The organism is Actinotalea endophytica, from assembly GCF_025717005.1.
Taxonomy (GTDB): Bacteria; Actinomycetota; Actinomycetes; order Actinomycetales; family Cellulomonadaceae; genus Actinotalea.
The window spans coordinates 56,653-71,825 of sequence record NZ_JAOVZU010000010.1; the positions used below are offsets into that span (position 1 = coordinate 56,653).

At 73.3% G+C, this 15,173-nt stretch carries 13 protein-coding genes and 1 pseudogene; 5 read left to right on the top strand and 9 right to left on the bottom strand.

Translation table 11 applies throughout. From position 1 onward, the window contains the following. Positions 1 to 66: 66 nt before the first annotated feature. On the bottom strand, positions 67 to 693 hold the full coding sequence (locus OEB99_RS16245) for a CE1759 family FMN reductase (RefSeq protein WP_263578341.1): 627 nt from the start codon (positions 691 to 693) through the stop codon (positions 67 to 69). Continuing rightward, positions 690 to 1,835 carry an LLM class flavin-dependent oxidoreductase gene (locus OEB99_RS16250; protein ID WP_263578491.1) on the bottom strand — a complete coding sequence of 382 codons (1,146 nt, stop codon included), beginning with the start codon at positions 1,833 to 1,835 and terminating at the stop codon, positions 690 to 692. The genes OEB99_RS16245 and OEB99_RS16250 overlap by 4 nt, the downstream gene beginning before the upstream one ends. A gap of 110 nt (positions 1,836 to 1,945) precedes the next feature. On the opposite strand from OEB99_RS16250, the gene OEB99_RS16255 reads away from it, so the two are divergent. The 5 genes from OEB99_RS16255 to hypE all read left to right on the top strand — a co-directional run bounded on the left by OEB99_RS16255 (position 1,946) and on the right by hypE (position 7,708). Beyond that, positions 1,946 to 2,656, top strand: coding sequence for a hypothetical protein (locus OEB99_RS16255; RefSeq protein ID WP_263578342.1), 711 nt, complete (start codon positions 1,946 to 1,948; stop codon positions 2,654 to 2,656). A 73-nt stretch (positions 2,657 to 2,729) separates the two neighbouring features. Continuing rightward, a complete protein-coding gene (gene hypF, locus OEB99_RS16260; RefSeq protein ID WP_263578343.1) occupies positions 2,730 to 5,174 on the top strand; it encodes a carbamoyltransferase HypF in 2,445 nt (814 codons plus the stop codon). 1 nt (position 5,175) lies between these two features. After that, positions 5,176 to 5,544, top strand: a complete 369-nt coding sequence (locus OEB99_RS16265) for a HypC/HybG/HupF family hydrogenase formation chaperone (RefSeq protein ID WP_263578344.1) — start codon at positions 5,176 to 5,178, stop codon at positions 5,542 to 5,544. Beyond that, entirely contained in the window at positions 5,541 to 6,653 is a 1,113-nt protein-coding gene (gene hypD, locus OEB99_RS16270) for a hydrogenase formation protein HypD (protein ID WP_263578345.1), read from the top strand. The genes OEB99_RS16265 and hypD overlap by 4 nt, the downstream gene beginning before the upstream one ends. Beyond that, entirely contained in the window at positions 6,650 to 7,708 is a 1,059-nt protein-coding gene (gene hypE / locus OEB99_RS16275; protein ID WP_263578346.1) for a hydrogenase expression/formation protein HypE, read from the top strand. The genes hypD and hypE overlap by 4 nt, the downstream gene beginning before the upstream one ends. Positions 7,709 to 7,771: 63 nt before the next feature. Here the strand turns inward: hypE and OEB99_RS16280 are convergent, their stop codons facing one another. From OEB99_RS16280 to OEB99_RS16310, 7 genes and pseudogenes are all read right to left on the bottom strand, one after another. Continuing rightward, on the bottom strand, positions 7,772 to 8,383 hold the full coding sequence (locus tag OEB99_RS16280) for a D-alanyl-D-alanine carboxypeptidase family protein (protein WP_263578347.1): 612 nt from the start codon (positions 8,381 to 8,383) through the stop codon (positions 7,772 to 7,774). 134 nt (positions 8,384 to 8,517) lie between these two features. Next, on the bottom strand, positions 8,518 to 9,111 hold the full coding sequence (locus tag OEB99_RS16285) for a hydrogenase maturation protease (RefSeq protein ID WP_318011431.1): 594 nt from the start codon (positions 9,109 to 9,111) through the stop codon (positions 8,518 to 8,520). Beyond that, positions 9,036 to 10,295, bottom strand: a pseudogene (locus tag OEB99_RS16290) (Ni/Fe hydrogenase subunit alpha); the annotation flags it as partial. The pseudogene OEB99_RS16290 and the gene OEB99_RS16285, both read right to left, overlap by 76 nt. Then, complete coding sequence (locus OEB99_RS16295) at positions 10,292 to 11,113, bottom strand: NADH-quinone oxidoreductase subunit B family protein (RefSeq protein ID WP_263578349.1); 822 nt, start codon at positions 11,111 to 11,113, stop codon at positions 10,292 to 10,294. The gene OEB99_RS16295 and the pseudogene OEB99_RS16290, both read right to left, overlap by 4 nt. Beyond that, positions 11,113 to 11,940, bottom strand: coding sequence for an FAD/NAD(P)-binding protein (locus OEB99_RS16300; RefSeq protein ID WP_263578350.1), 828 nt, complete (start codon positions 11,938 to 11,940; stop codon positions 11,113 to 11,115). Before OEB99_RS16300 ends, OEB99_RS16295 begins: the two co-directional genes overlap by 1 nt. After that, positions 11,937 to 13,079, bottom strand: a complete 1,143-nt coding sequence (locus OEB99_RS16305) for a 4Fe-4S dicluster domain-containing protein (RefSeq protein WP_263578351.1) — start codon at positions 13,077 to 13,079, stop codon at positions 11,937 to 11,939. The genes OEB99_RS16300 and OEB99_RS16305 overlap by 4 nt, the downstream gene beginning before the upstream one ends. 162 nt (positions 13,080 to 13,241) lie before the next feature. Then, complete coding sequence (locus tag OEB99_RS16310; protein ID WP_263578352.1) at positions 13,242 to 15,170, bottom strand: FAD-dependent oxidoreductase; 1,929 nt, start codon at positions 15,168 to 15,170, stop codon at positions 13,242 to 13,244. Between the last annotated feature and the right edge of the window lie 3 nt (positions 15,171 to 15,173).

The window sequence follows — 15,173 nt, forward strand, 5'->3', positions numbered from 1 at the left end:
AACATCGGGCAAGACGGGCACCCGCTTGAGGCTCAGGCGCCGCTTCTCACCCCACGCTCCGGCCGCTCACAGGTCGGTGAGCAGCTCGGCCACCCCGCTGACGTCCCAGGGGTCGTCCTGGACGCGCGGCGGACGGCCCGCGACCAGGGCGGCGAGCTCGTCCGCGGCCCGTGCCACGCGGGCCCCGAGCGGGTGCTGCGGGTCCTCGGTCGCGAAGTCCTCGGTCGCGGCGAAGACCGCGGTCGGCACGGTCACCGCGTGCACGTGCCCGAGCAGCGGGCGCAGCGTGTGGTCGAGTGCCAGGGCGTGGCGGCCCGTGCCCCCGGTGGCGCCCATCAGCACCGGCACCCCGGCCAGCGCGTCCTCGGGCAGCAGGTCGACGAGGTCCTTGACCATGCCGGTGTAGGCCCCCGAGTAGATCGGCGTCACGAGGACGACCGCGTCCGCCCGGCCGACCTCGTCGAGCAGCCCGGTGAGCGCGGGCGTCGGGGTGCCGGTGAGCAGCATGGCCGTCAGGTCCCTGGCGTGCTCGCGCAGCTCGACGGTGGTGTCCGCGACGTCCAGGCCGCGGGCCCGCAGAGCGGTCACGGCCGCGGCGCGCAGCCGGTCCGCGAGCAGCCGGGTGGAGGACGGTGTGCGCAGCCCGGCGGAGATCACGAGCAGCCGCCGGGGGGCGGTCGGCCTGCCGCTCATCGCACGACCGCCTCGGGGCTCGCTCCGGTGACGGCGTCGGCGCCCGCGTAGACGGTGGCGTCCCGCGCACCACCCGCGGCGGCGACGAGCGAGGCGTGGGTGGGGGCGTCGGGTACGTGCGCGGGCCGCCCGACGGCGAGCTCGCGCCGCAGCACCGGCACCACCTCGGCGCCGAGGATCTCGATCTGCTCGAGCACGACGTCGAGCGGGAGGCCGGCGTGGTCGATCAGGAACAGCTGGCGCTGGTAGTCGCCCACGTGGTCGCGCATCGCGGCGTACCGGTCGATCACCTGCTGCGGGCTGCCGACCGTCAGCGGGGTGGTCTCGGTGAACTCCTCGAGCGACGGTCCGTGGCCGTAGACCGGCGCGACGTCGAAGTAGGGCCGGAACTCACGCACGGCGTCCTGCGACCGGGGTCGCATGAACACCTGACCTCCGAGCCCGACGATGGCGGTGTCGGCCGGGCCGTGGCCGTGGTGCTCCCAGCGGCGCCGGTACAGGTCGATCATCGCCGCGGTGTGCTCGATCGGCCAGAAGATGTTGTTGTGGAAGAACCCGTCCCCGTAGTAGGCGGCCTGCTCGGCGATCTGCGGCGTGCGGATCGAGCCGTGCCAGACGAACGGCGGCACCCCGTCGAGCGGCCGGGGCGTCGAGGTGAACGACTGCAGCGGGGTGCGGAACCGCCCGGACCAGTCGACGACGTCCTCGCGCCACAGTCGCCGCAGCAGCGCGTAGTTCTCCAGGGCCAGCTCGACGCCGTTGCGGATGTCCTGACCGAACCACGGGTAGACCGGGCCGGTGTTGCCGCGGCCCATCATGAGGTCCACGCGGCCGCCGGCGAGGTGCTGGAGCATCGCGTAGTCCTCGGCGATCTTGACCGGGTCGTTCGTGGTGATGAGAGTCGTGGAGGTCGACAGCACGATCCGTTCGGTGCGCGCCGCGACGTAGCCGAGCATCGTGGTCGGCGACGACGGCACGAACGGCGGGTTGTGGTGCTCCCCGGTCGCGAAGACGTCGAGGCCTACCTCCTCGGCCTTGAGCGCGATGGCCACCATCGCCGCGATCCGCTCACCCTCGGTAGGGGTCCTGCCGGTGGTGGGGTCGGGCGTCACGTCGCCCACGCTGAACACGCCGAACTGCATCTCGTCCTCCTTGGTCGTGCAATATTCAACCATCTCGACCAACCATCGCGCGACCCCCGGCATTCCCGGCCGGTCTACTCCTTCCCGGCCACGCGCGGGAAGATGGCCGGGTGAGCACCCAGATGCCGGAGCACGGTGAGCACGAAGAGCTGGGCCTGACCTACGCCGGGCTCGTGATCGGGGCCGACTCGGCCGAGCCGGTGCGGGCGACGCTGTCCGCGCTGCGCTTCAGCGGGTACCTCGGCCCGGTCGAGCAGCCTGCGGAGCGGCCCTGGCTCGTCGCGGTCGCGGACAACCCGGGTGGCGCGGTGGCCGGTGACCGCACCGGCATCGCCGCCCTCACCGCCCGGCTCGCCGAGCGCCTCGGCACCACCGTGCTCGGGGCCACGGTGCTCCGCGACCAGGTGCTGCGCCTCGACTGGGCCGGGCCCGACGCCGGGCACTACGACTCCGACCCCTCCTACGGGCTGCCCGAGGACGACGAGACGATGCCCGACCCGGTCGGCGTCGACGCGCTCGAGGGCCTCGCGCGGGCCTGCGGGCGACCCGACCAGGCCGAGGACCTCACCGAGCTGCTCGCCGAGGAGATCGACCGCACGAGCACGTACGAGTCGGAACGGCTGCGAGCGGCGCTGCGCCTGCTCGGCATGCCCGCGTGGCTGATCGCGTCGGACTCCTTGCCGCGCGACGTGCCGGGCGGGCCGGGCCGCGGCGAGGTCGCCCGGCTGCGCGCCGGGGCCTCGGGTGCCCGAGGCGTGGCCAGGGGGCTGCTCGTGCATCCGATCCGGCGCCGCAGGACACCGCGCCGGACGGACCACTGAGCGTGATTGTGACGGTCAGCGCGGGTCTTACGGCCTGCGGGCCGACCGCCGCCGGATGGCAGCATCGGGACTCATGACGAGGGCCACGACGACCGGTGGCGCGCCGGACGGGACGGTGGCCAGGGCCACCGCGACCGCGGGCGTGCTCGTGGTGGTCGACGGCGTGGTCCAGGGCGTCGGGTTCCGACCGTTCGTCTGGCGCCTCGCCACCGAGCTCGGGCTGTCCGGACGGGTCGCGAACGTCGCCGGTCGGGTCGAGATCGAGGCCGCGGGTCGTCCCGAGGCACTCGGCGAGCTCACCCGCCGCCTCGCCGAGGACGCGCCGCCCCGAGCCCGGGTCGACGCCGTACGCGCCAGCGAGATGGACGACCCGGACTGGGTCGCGAGCCGTCCCGACCCGTTCGTCATCGAGGCGTCGCGGGGCGCGGAGGTCGCCGAGCGTCACTTCCCACCCGACCTTGCGACCTGTCCGGCGTGCCTGACCGACCTGACCGACCCCGACGACCGGCGGTTCGGCTACCCCTTCACCAACTGCACCGACTGCGGCCCGCGCGCCACGATCATCGACGACCTGCCGTACGACCGGGCGGCCACCACGATGGCCGACTTCGGCATGTGCGACGCGTGCGCGGCCGAGTACACCGACCCGGCCGACCGGCGCTTCCACGCCGAGCCGGTCGCGTGCCCGCGGTGCGGCCCGCAGCCGCTGTACCGCGCCGGCGCACGCACCGTGACCGTGGCCGACGGCGACCCGATCGCGGCCGCCGCGGCCGACCTGGCGGCCGGTGTGATCGTCGCGGTCAAGGGGCTCGGCGGCTACCACCTGGCGTGCGACGCCACCGACGAGACCGTGGTCGCCCGGCTGCGCGACCGCAAGCACCGCTGGGCCAAGCCGTTCGCCGTCATGGTCCCGACCCTCGCGTCCGCGACCGAGCTCGCGCACGTCGACGCCGACGAGGCGACGCTGCTCACCGGACCACGCGCGCCGATCGTGCTGCTGCGCCCGTCCGGCCGGGCGAACCTGCTCGCGCCGTCGGTGCTGCGCGGGGCGACCGACGTCGGCGTCCTGCTGCCGTACACGCCGCTGCACCACCTGCTGATGGCCGCGGTGGACCGCCCGCTGGTGCTCACCTCGGGCAACGTCGCGGACGAGCCGCTGGCCACCGACGACGAGGAGGCCGCGACCCGGCTCGCCGACATCGCGGACGCCTTCCTGGTGCACGACCGGCGCATCCGGGCCCGCTACGACGACTCCGTCACCCGGGTGGACCGCGGGCGTGAGCGGATGCTCCGGCGCGGCCGCGGCTACGCCCCGGAGGCGCTGCCGCTGCCGATCGCCACACCCCGCGCGTTGCTCGCGGTCGGCGCCGAGCTCAAGCACACGTTCACCCTCGCGCGCGGCGGATCGGCGCACGTGGCCCCGCACAACGGCGACCTCGAGGACCTGCGCACGCACGAGGCGTTCACCGACGGCCTCGCGCACCTGAGCACGCTGCTCGCGCTCGAGCCCGAGGTGGTGGTGCACGACCTGCACCCGGAGTACCTGTCCACCAAGTACGCGCTGCGCACCGCGCCGGCCGAGCGCCGGCTCGCCGTCCAGCACCACCACGCCCACGTCGCGTCGTGCGCAGCCGAGCACGGCGTCACCGGCCGGTTCCTCGGCGTCGCGTACGACGGTCTCGGGATGGGCGACGACGGCACCCTGTGGGGCGGTGAGCTGATGCTCGCCGACCTGCGCGGCTACCGGCGGCTCGCCCGGTTCGCCCGAGCACCGCTCCCGGGCGGTGCGCTCGCCGTCCACCGGCCGTACCGGATGGCGCTCGGCTACCTGCTCGGCGGCGAGCGGCTCGACGCAGACCAGCATGCAGGCCAGCCCGCAGACCAGCCCGGTGACCTGATCGACCCCGACCTCGTCGCCCCGTTCCTCGGGCGGCTCGACCCGCGCGAGGTCGCCACGATCCGCACCCAGGTGTCACGGGGCCTGAACGCGCCGCTCGCGTCGTCGGCCGGCCGGCTGTTCGACGCGGCCGCCGCACTGCTCGGCCTGCGCGACGTCGTCGAGTACGAGGCGCAGGCGGCGATCGACCTGGAGCGTGCGGCGGGCGACCTGCCCGGCGCCCTGCTGCCCTACCGGCTCGAGCGGGCCGACGGCCTGCTGGTCTACGACCCGCTGCCGACCCTGGCCGCGCTGCTCGGCGGGAGTGCCGCCGGCGAGAGCACCGAGAGCCTCGCGGCGGCGTTGCACGAGACCGTCGTCGAGGTCACGCGTGAGATGCTGGCCGAGGTTCGCGCCGACGTCGACGTGGTCTGCCTGTCCGGTGGTGTGCTGCAGAACCGCCGGTTGTCCACCTCGCTGCTCGACCGCCTGGGCAGCGACGGTTTCCAGGTGCACCTCAACGAGCAGGTGCCCTGCAACGACGGCGGGATCAGCTACGGGCAGGCGGCGGTCGCCGCGGCCCAGATGGCCGGCGACCCGGCCGCCTGGGCCTCGACGCTCGCCACATCGAAGGAGGTCTGACATGTGCCTGGGGATCCCCGGCAAGGTGATCGAGCTGCGCGAGGACGGCCCGGTCCTGATGGGCAAGGTCGACTTCGGTGGCATCCGCAAGGAGGCGTGCCTCGCGTACACGCCCGAGGTCCGGCTCGGTGACTACGTCATCGTGCACGTGGGCTTCGCGATCTCGAAGGTCGACGAGGAGGAGGCGCTCAAGACCCTCGAGGTGCTGTCCTCGATGGGTGACATGGTGGCCGCCGAGCTCGAGACCATGGGGCCGGGGATGGACGCCCCCGCGGTGGTCAGTGACGACGGCACGCCGGTGAGCGGAGCACTCGCGTCCGCGGCCGCGAGCCCACCCGCCGAGCGGTCCACCCAGGAGCCGACGCCGTGAAGTACCTCGACGAGTACCGCGACCCCGAGCTCGCCAAGACGCTGCTCGCCGAGATCCACCGCATCACGACCCGGCCGTGGACCCTGATGGAGGTCTGCGGCGGGCAGACCCACACCATCGTCAAGCAGGGCCTGGACGAGGCCCTGCCCGAGGGTGTCCGGATGATCCACGGCCCGGGCTGCCCGGTGTGCGTCACCCCGCTGGAGCAGATCGACAAGGCGCTCGCGATCGCCGCCCGGCCCAACGTCATCTTCACCAGCTACGGCGACATGCTGCGCGTCCCGGGCACCGACACGGACCTGCTCGCGCTCAAGGCGCGCGGCGCGGACGTGCGCATCGTGTACAACCCGCTGGACGCCCTGAAGATCGCGCGGGACAACCCCGACAAGGAGGTCGTGTTCTTCGCCGTCGGGTTCGAGACCACGGCCCCGGCCAACGCGATGGCGATCGCCCAGGCCAAGGCTCAGGGCATCGACAACTACTCGGTCGTCGTCAGCCATGTGCTCGTGCCGCCGGCGATGACGTCGCTGCTCGACTCCCCCACGAACCAGGTGCAGTCGTTCCTGGCCGCCGGGCACGTGTGCGCCGTGATGGGCTGGACGGAGTACGAGCCGATCGCCGCGAAGTACAAGACCCCGATCGTGGTCACCGGGTTCGAGCCGCTCGACCTGCTCGAGGGCATGCTCATGGCGATCCGCCAGCTCGAGGAGGGCCGCCACGAGGTCGAGAACCAGTACGCCCGCGCGGTCAAGCGCGAGGGCGTGCCGCTGGCCCAGAAGCAGATCTTCGACGTCTTCGAGATCGGCGACCGGACCTGGCGTGGCGTCGGCGAGATCCCGCAGTCCGGGTACCACCTGCGCCCGGAGTACGCGGCCTACGACGCCGAGACCAAGTTCGAGGTCGGCGACATCCACACGCTCGAGCACCCGGCCTGCATCGCGGGCCAGATCCTCACCGGTGAGAAGCTGCCGATCGACTGCACCGCCTACGGCACGCTGTGCTCGCCGCAGCACCCCCTCGGCGCCCCGATGGTCAGCGCGGAGGGCACCTGCGCGGCCTTCCACGCGGCCAACCGCGGCCTGGACGCACGGAGAGTGAACGTCGGATGACGACCATCGACCCCTTGGCCCTCACCTGCCCGGTGCCGATCCCGGAAGGCTCGCGGGTGATCCTCGGGCACGGCTCGGGCGGCCAGCTGTCCGGTGCGTTGATGCGCGACGTGCTCGCGCCGTGCCTGGCCGACGCGTCCCCCGGCGGTCCGCTCAACGACGCGGCCGTGCTCGAGGTGGCCGGTGCGCGGATCGCCTTCACCACCGACTCGTTCGTGGTCTCGCCGCTGGTGTTCCCGGGCGGCGACATCGCCGAGCTCGCCGTCAACGGCACGGTGAACGACCTCGCGATGATGGGCGCCCAGCCGGTCGGGCTGTCGCTCGCCTACGTGATCGAGGAGGGCCTGCCGCTGGAGGACCTCGGCGGGCTCACGGCGTCGGCGGCCCGCGCGGCCGCGGCGGCCGGCACCAGGATCGTCACGGGCGACACCAAGGTCGTCGGGCGCGGGGCCGCGGACAAGATCTTCATCAACACCGCCGGGATCGGCGTGGTGCCGGCCGGGGTGCAGCTGGGCGCGGACCTCGCACGCCCGGGCGACGTGCTGCTGCTCTCCGGGCCCATCGGGCTGCACGGCGTGGCGATCATGAGCGTGCGCGAGGGGCTGGAGTTCGAGGCCGAGATCGCCTCCGACACGCAGTCGCTGAACAGGCTGGTCGCGGCGATGCTCGCGGTCGAGCCCGGCATCAAGGTCCTGCGCGACCCGACCCGCGGCGGCCTGGCGTCGGCGCTCAACGAGATCGCCGAGGCGTCGGGCGTCGGCATGGTGCTGGACGACGCGGCGGTGCCGATCCCGGACCCGGTGCGCGGCGCCTGCGAGATGCTCGGCCTGGACCCCTACCACGTGGCCAACGAGGGCAAGCTCGTCGCCGTCGTGCCGGCCGAGACGGCGGACGACGTCCTGGCAGCGATGCGCGCGGTCCCGGCCGGCGAGGGCGCGGTCCGGATCGGCGCGGTCGTGGCCGAGCACCCCGGGATGGTCACCGCCCGCACGCTCGTGGGATCGGAGCGGATCGTCGACATGCTGGTCGGCGAGCAGCTCCCGCGGATCTGCTGACGTCGGCCGTCGCGGCGGCGGCGCCAGGTCCCGTCGGCGTCGCGGCCAGGGCGCGTGGCGTGCCTAGGACCACAGCCCCGACGCGTCGGGCACCGTCGCCGGGCACGTCCCACCCGGCGCCGTGAGCGCCTCGAAGTGCCACGGCTCGTTGTCGTAGACCCGGCACAGCCCGTGCTCGGCCCCGTGCTCGGCGAGCCAGGTCCAGGCTTCCTGGGGCCCGACGTCCACGGCGAGGCCGAGGACGTGCTCGGAGCGCTCGACCGGCGCGACCCACCGGTGCGCCTCGGTCGGGTCGCCGTGGTCCTTCAGCGCCTGCTCGACCAAAGCGCTCTGTTGCTCGCGCGACCGGCACCCCGACGTGATGACCAGCTCGATGCCGGCAGCGGCAGCCGCCTCGCGCGCGTCAGCGAACCGGGCTGCGAGCTCCTGTCGAAGGCCGTCGGTGCCGGTCGGCGTCTCACCGGTCGGCACCCGGTCGGCGCACCACCTCGGCGCCGGCTCGGACGCGGCCCGTCCCGACGGCGGCGCGAGCACCCAGCTCGCCACCGTGGCCCGCGCGTCGGGCGGCCCCACGAGCGCCGCCAGCGCCACGACGAGAACGAGGACGATCGCTGCCCCGGCCGGCCAGCGACGCCGAGCCGGAACGACGGCCGACCCTTCGGTCCGTCGTGGCACGACACCCTGAGCACCGACCACCACGACTCAAGGCTCCCGGCCGGGGCTGGACGCGCACATCGCCCCGCGGGCGGAACGTCGGCCAGCCCTCGGTCGGACCACCAGGGGCCGGCGGGTCCGACCGCGGTCGTACGTCAGCGCTGCAGGACTCGCAGCACCTCGGCCGCCGCGGCGGGCACCGCGTCCGCGACCGGGCCGGTCAGGGCCTCACCCCAGCCGAAGGACTGCGCCTCGACGCCGACCACGACGACCTCGGGCAGCCGGTCGAGCGCGCGGGCGAGCTCGACGGCGCTCGCCAGGCCGAAGTCGTGCGACCCGGCCTCCTGGGCGTGCCCCTCGGTCAGCGGGGGCTGGTCCGGACCGGTGCGCACCACGTGCAGCGTGCCCGCGGGCGACCCCGACCGCACCGCGTCGCACACCACGCTGAGCGTGCAACCGGCCCACAGCTCGATGAGCGCGGTCGGGTCGTGCCGTTCGACCACCTCGACACCCGGCAACGGCGAGTCGGCCAGTCGTCGCGCGACCTCGCGCGCCACGGCCGACCCGACCGCGTCGTCACCGCGCTCGGGCGCCCCGAGACCGACCACCACCCGCCGCGCCCGCGGGCGGGGCACCCCCGGTCCACCGTGAGGTTGAGGAAGTGCACGGAGCAGGAGATGCACGGGTCGTAGTTGCGGATCGCGACCTCGGCACGCAGGGTGAGGTCCTCGTCCGACATCCACATCCACTCGGTCGCCAGCTCGCGCAGGTCGCCCTCGATGCTCGGCTGGTTCTGCGAGGTCGGCGGTGCGATCTGCGCGTCGGTCACCATGCCGCTGTCGTCGATCTTGTACCGGTGGAAGCACAGGCCGCGGGGAGCCTCGGTGGCGCCCCACCCCTCGCCCTCACGCGGCGGCACCGGCACGGAGGCGGGCAGGCCGTCGACCCACGAGTCGATGATCCGGATCGCCTCGTGGAACGCCTCGACGGTCTCCACGGCGCGCACGATGATCGACTTGAACGGGTTGTAGCAGGTCTCGCCGAGGCCGGCGTCCCGTGCGGCCTGCTGCGCCAGCGGCGACAGCCGGTCGAAGTTGAGCGAGTAGCGGGCGAGCGGCCCGACCACGTAGGGCTCGCCGTCGAGCACGCCGTGCAGCGCGTTGGAGTGCTCGACGTGCACCTCCTCGACCTGCTCGACGAACTCCCGGACGCTCCAGTCGTCGCCGCGGCTGGTGACGATCCGTCCCGACTCGATCGGGTAGCCGGTCTCCGGGCGCAGCGAGACGTAGAGGTACGGCCGGTCGAAGTCCGGGTACTCCAGGCCGGCGGTGAACCGCACCGTCTCCAGGGCGTCCTCGAGCCCCTGGACGAGGGCAGGGCGCAGGGCCAGCATGTCCGCCACCGACGGCATCTTGTAGAAGCCGCCGACCTTGGTGTTGACCGGGTGCACCGAACGACCGCCGACCAGCGTCATCAGCTCGTTGCCGGCCTTCTTCATGCTCAGCCCGCGCTTGACCTCCGCCGGGAAGTCCTTCGCCATCTCGATGGCGCCGGCGTAGCCCATGAAGTCCGGTGCGTGGAGCATGTAGACGTGCAGGGTCTGGGACTCGATCCACTCCCCGCAGTACAGCAGTCGGCGCAGCGCGTGGACCGAGTCCGGCACGGTGACCCCGCACGCGTCCTCGATCGCCATGCAGGCGCTGAACTGGTACGCGACCGGGCAGATCCCGCAGATCCGGGCCGTCAGGTCGGGCAGCTCCATCATCGAGCGGCCGCGCAGGAAGGCCTCGTAGAAGCGCGGCGGCTCGAAGATGTTGAGCTTGACGTCGTCGACCTTGCCGTTGCGCAGCGACAGGTGCAGACCGCCCTCGCCCTCGACGCGGGCCAGGACCTCGACCGAGAGCGTGCGCTCGCTCGTGGGCTGCATGCTCATGCCTCAACCTCCTCCGCGCCGGCCTTCCGCGCCCGCTCGTGCCGCATGCTCTCCGCGTGGAAGGGCTCGCACGTGGCGTTGAAGGTCCGGTACGCACGGACCATCTCGTCGTTGGTCATGCCGAGGGCTGCCAGGCGGTCGGCCATCCCGTGGCAGTTCTGGGAGTCCTGCGGGCCGAAGCACGCGTAGCAGCCACGGTTGAACGACGGGCAGATCGCGCCGCAGCCGGCCTGGGTGACCGGGCCGAGACAGGGCTCGCCGCTCACGACCGGCACGCAGATGTTCCCGGCGCGCTTGCACTCGACGCAGACGCTGTACGTCGGGATCCGCGGCCTGCGCCCCTGGGCGAACGCCGCGATCACCTCGACGAGCTGGTACTTGTCGACCGGGCAGCCGCGCAGCTCGAAGTCGACCTTGACGTGCTCGGAGATCGGCGTCGAGGTCTCGAGCGTCTCGATGTACTCGGGGTGGGCGTACACGTAGCGCGTGTACTCCTCGACGTCGGCGTAGTTGCGCAGTGCCTGGATGCCACCGTGGGTGGCGCAAGCACCGATCGTGATGAGCACGCCGGACTGCTCGCGCACCATCTTGATCCGCTCGATCTCCTCGGGCGTGGTGATCGAGCCCTCGACCAGGGACACGTCGTAGGGACCGGGCAGCATCGTGCGGGTGGCCTCGGGGAAGTAGGCGATGTTCACCGTGTCGGCGACCTCGAGGAGCTCGTCCTCGGCGTTGAGCAGGTTGAGCTGGCAACCGTCGCACGAGGCGAACTTCCACACCGCCACGGTGGGCTTGGTGCGCACCGCTGTCGTCGTCATCAGAGCTCCTCAGTGGCGAGCAGGGGCACGAGCTGGTCGTAGCTGAACACCGGGCCGTCGACGCACATGAACGCCTCGCGGAGCTGGCAGTGGCCGCACAGCCCGATGCCGCAGTGCATCGATCGCTCGAGGGACAGCCGTACCTTCTGCGGCGGGACGGCCCGGTCGGTCAGCGTCTTGGCGGCGACCTCCATCATGATGTCGGGGCCGCACGCGAGGGTGAGCAGCATCGCGGGGTCGAACGACGGATCGTTGACCACGTCGGCGAGGCCGGCGCGCACGCCTTGGTGCACCGTGAAGCCGTGCAGCCGCTCCCACTCCTCGATCTCGTCCGTGAACAGGAAGCCCTCACCGGGCCGGGAGCCGTACAGCAGGATCACCCGGCGGAACTCGCCGCGGCGGCGGACCGCCTCGAGGATCGAGGGGCGCAACGGTGCGAGCCCGATGCCCCCGGCGATGAACATCAGGTCGCCGCCGACCGCGTCCATCGCGTCCCAGGAGGTCCCGAACGGGCCACGGACGCCGATCACGTCGCCGACCTTGGTCTGGGTCAGCGCGTGGCTGACGGCGCCCACGTCGCGGATGGTGTGCCGCAGCGGCTCGCCCGGCAGGGCCCCACCGGAGATCGACACGGCGATCTCACCGACGCCGAAGGCGTAGAGCATCATGAACTGGCCGGATCGCCAGTGGGCCTGCTCGCCGTACAGCGGGATGAGGTCGAGCGTGGCGGTGTCGTGGGTGTCCTGGCGCCGGGCGACCACGCGGTACGGCCGCGGGGTCATCGGGCCGGGAGCGGTCACGTCGGCGGCGACGTCGGTGGCGGTCATCGGGCCTCTCCTGCGGTCTCCAGGTCGGTCTCGGGGTCGGCCAGGCTCGCCCGCAGCGCCGCGGCCTCGGCGGTGATGTCGATCGCCGCGGGGCACCAGGTGATGCAGCGCCCGCACCCGACGCAGCCCGAGAGACCGAACTGCTGCTGGTAGCCGGCCAGCTTGTGGGTGATCCACTGGCGGTAGCGGGACTTGCCGCTCGCCCGGACCACGCCACCGTGGATGTAGGAGAACCTCGCGCCGAAGCACGAGTCCCACACCCGGTGTCGCTCGGTGGTCGACATCGACAGGTCGGTGCTGTCCTCGACCGAGGTGCAGAAGCACGTCGGGCACACCAGCGTGCAGTTGGTGCAGGCGAGGCAGCGGGCGGCGACGGTGTCCCAGTGCGGGCTGTCCGCGGCAGCGAACATGAGCTCCGGGAGCCCTTCGGTGTCCAGCGTGCGGCCCATCGACGCGGTGGCCTCGGCGACCTGGGCGTCGACCGCGGCGAGGTCCGACTCGGCGGCCTCGGCGGTGGTGACCTGCGCGAGGACCTCGGCGCCGCGCTCGCTGCCGACCTCGACCACGAACCGGTGGCCGGCGTCGTCGACGAGCTCGGTGAGCGCGAGGTCGTACCCGTCGCCGGGCTTGGGGCTGCCGCCCTGGGAGACGCAGAAGCACGTGCCGCAGGGGTCCGCACAGCTCACCGCGACGACGAACACGCCGTCGCGGCGCTGGCCGTAGGACTTGTCCGCGAACTCGCGCGAGCTCAGCACGGTGTCGTGCACCGCGAGGGCCCGCAGGTCGCAGTCCCGGGCACCGAGGAAGGCCCGCGGACGCGCCGGCGCCTCCGGCTCCTCGAGGTCGAAGCCGATCGGCGTCTTGCGGATCCGGACGAGCAGCTCGTCGGAGGGGAACAGCACCGGCTTGAGCCCTTGGGCGGCGGCCGCGTAGCCGAACAGGCGGTCGTCGCCGCGGTCACGCAGGCGGTAGCGCGCTGCGTCCTGCTCGTCACCGACGCCCCGCGGCAGATCGGCCACCCCGCTGATCGGCGCGAGCACGATCGCTCCGTCACGTACGCGCGGGCCGAAGACCTCGTAGCCCGCGCCGTCCAGGACGGCGACGAGCTCGTCGATCGCCGCCAACCCCATCGTCCGCATGTGCCCTCCAAGCGACGTCGGCATGACGCCAAGCGTGGGCCATGGGGGCCAACCGGGGGGAGGACGAAGGTCGCTACTTCCCCACTCTTGACCTGCGCAAACATACCCATGGGGGTATACGGCGACGATCCGGCGGGACCAATGGCCCGGACGCGGTGGCGGCTAGAGCGTGAGTCCCGCAGCGAAGCCCGACCGCACCGCGTCGCCGAGCGATCCGGGGCTCACGCAGTCGCCCACGAGGTGCACCCTCGGGTCCTCGAGCACACCACCCGCCGCGAGCTCGCGGGAGGGCAGCACCCCGACCGCGAGCACCACGGAGTCGGTCGGCAGCTCCACCGGTCCGTCCGGCCCGACCGCGTGCACGCCGAGGTCGTCGACCGCCTGCACGATCGTGCCGGTCAGCACCGGGACGCCCTGCTCCTCGAGCCCGGCCAGCAACGCCGCCCGGGAGACCGACGGGCTCCCCGGCGCGATCTCGTCGCCGGCCTCGACCAGGGTGACCCGGTGGCCACGCGCCGCGAGGTCGAGCGCCGTGTCGGCCCCGGACAGGCCGCCGCCGATCATCACCACCCGCGACCCGAGGGCGGACCCGTGCACGTCGAGCACGTCGATCACCTCAGGACGGTCCAGCCCGGTGATCTCCGGGCGCACCGGTCGTGCACCCGTGGCCAGCACGACCACCTCGGCCTCGGCCAGCACGTGCGAACCGGAGCGGACCGTGCGGCCGAGGTGGATCGTCACGCCGAGGTCGGCGAGCTCGGCGCCGTACCAGCTCACCAGGGCGAGCAGCTCGCTCTTGAATCCGGGGCTCGCGGCCCGTGCGAGCACGCCACCGATCCGTGGACGCGCCTCGTAGAGGTCGACGGCGTGGCCCCGGATCGCGGCCATCCTCGCCGCCTCGAGACCGGCCGGACCACCGCCGATCACGACCACCTTGCGGACCCGCACCACCGGGCGCACCGCGTGCACGGTCTCCTCGCCCGCGAACGGGTTCACCGCGCAGCGCAGCGGGCGGCCGGCGCGCACCGCGTCCAGGCACGCGTTGCAGCGCACGCACGGGCGGACCCGCCCCGCCTGGCCCGCCATCACCCGCGCGGGCAGCTCGGGGTCGGCCACCAGGGCACGGCCGAGCCCCACCAGGTCGATCTCGTCGTCCCCGACCGCCTTCGACGCCTGCTCGAGCGAGGTCGCTCCGGCGACCAGCACGGGCACGCCCGTCGCGCTGCGGACCCGCACGGCCGCGTCCAGGTGGGCACCCGCGGGCTGGTGGTAGTCCGGCGCGACGAGCCACGGCGCCTCGGGTGATCCCTCCTCGACGGTCACCAGACCCACGCCCGCCGCCCCGAGCATCCGGACGAGCTCGATGGACTCGGTCAGGCCCCGGCCACCTGGCAGGTGCTGGTCGAGCGACAGGCGCACGCTGACCGGCAGCCCCGCCTCGCGGACCGCGTCGACGAGCGCGAGCAGCAGGGCCGCCCGGCCCGTCAGGTCCCCGCCCCACTCGTCCGTCCGGTGGTTCCACAGCGGTGTGAGGAACTGGTCGACCAGCCCGCCGGCCCGGGCGCCGATGTCGATGAGGTCCACGCCGGCCCGCGCGAGCCGGACCGCGGCCGCGGCGGCGTCGTCGATCAGCGTCCGGATCTCGCCGCCGGTGAGGGCGCGGCAGGACCGGCCGTCCGGGGTGGTCGTCGCCGACGAGGACACCGGGTGGCTCTGCGCGCGAGGGGCGAGCCGGCCGAGCCCGACGGTCAGCTGCGCCCCGGCCGCCGCGCCGCCGTCGTGCACCGCGTCGACCAGGCGGCGGATGCCGGCGACGAAGCGGTCGTCGTCCGCGCGCAGCCGGCCCAGCGGGTCCTCGACCTCGGTGCTGGCGAGGAACGGGCCACAGATGACGAGTCCGGCGCCACCGCGGGCGCGTGCGCCCCAGAACGCCACCTCACGCGCGCTCACCCCGCCGTCCGGACCGGACAGGCGGGTGGTCATCGGCGGCATCGCGATCCTGTTGCGCAGGCTCAACCCGGCGACCTCGTGCGGCGCGAGCAGACGTTCCATGCCCTCCCCCGGCGTCGCGGCCCGCACCGTCGCGGACACTCG

Bases quoted from the DNA above. Each gene is read 5' to 3' on its own strand.
- OEB99_RS16245 (WP_263578341.1), bottom strand. From the start codon at position 693: ATGAGCGGCAGGCCGACCGCCCCCCGGCGGCTGCTCGTGATCTCCGCC.
- OEB99_RS16250 (WP_263578491.1), bottom strand. From the start codon at position 1,835: ATGCAGTTCGGCGTGTTCAGCGTGGGCGACGTGACGCCCGACCCCACC.
- hypF (WP_263578343.1), top strand. From the start codon at position 2,730: ATGACGAGGGCCACGACGACCGGTGGCGCGCCGGACGGGACGGTGGCC.
- OEB99_RS16265 (WP_263578344.1), top strand. From the start codon at position 5,176: ATGTGCCTGGGGATCCCCGGCAAGGTGATCGAGCTGCGCGAGGACGGC.
- hypE (WP_263578346.1), top strand. From the start codon at position 6,650: ATGACGACCATCGACCCCTTGGCCCTCACCTGCCCGGTGCCGATCCCG.
- OEB99_RS16295 (WP_263578349.1), bottom strand. From the start codon at position 11,113: ATGACGACGACAGCGGTGCGCACCAAGCCCACCGTGGCGGTGTGGAAG.
- OEB99_RS16300 (WP_263578350.1), bottom strand. From the start codon at position 11,940: ATGACCGCCACCGACGTCGCCGCCGACGTGACCGCTCCCGGCCCGATG.
- OEB99_RS16305 (WP_263578351.1), bottom strand. From the start codon at position 13,079: ATGCGGACGATGGGGTTGGCGGCGATCGACGAGCTCGTCGCCGTCCTG.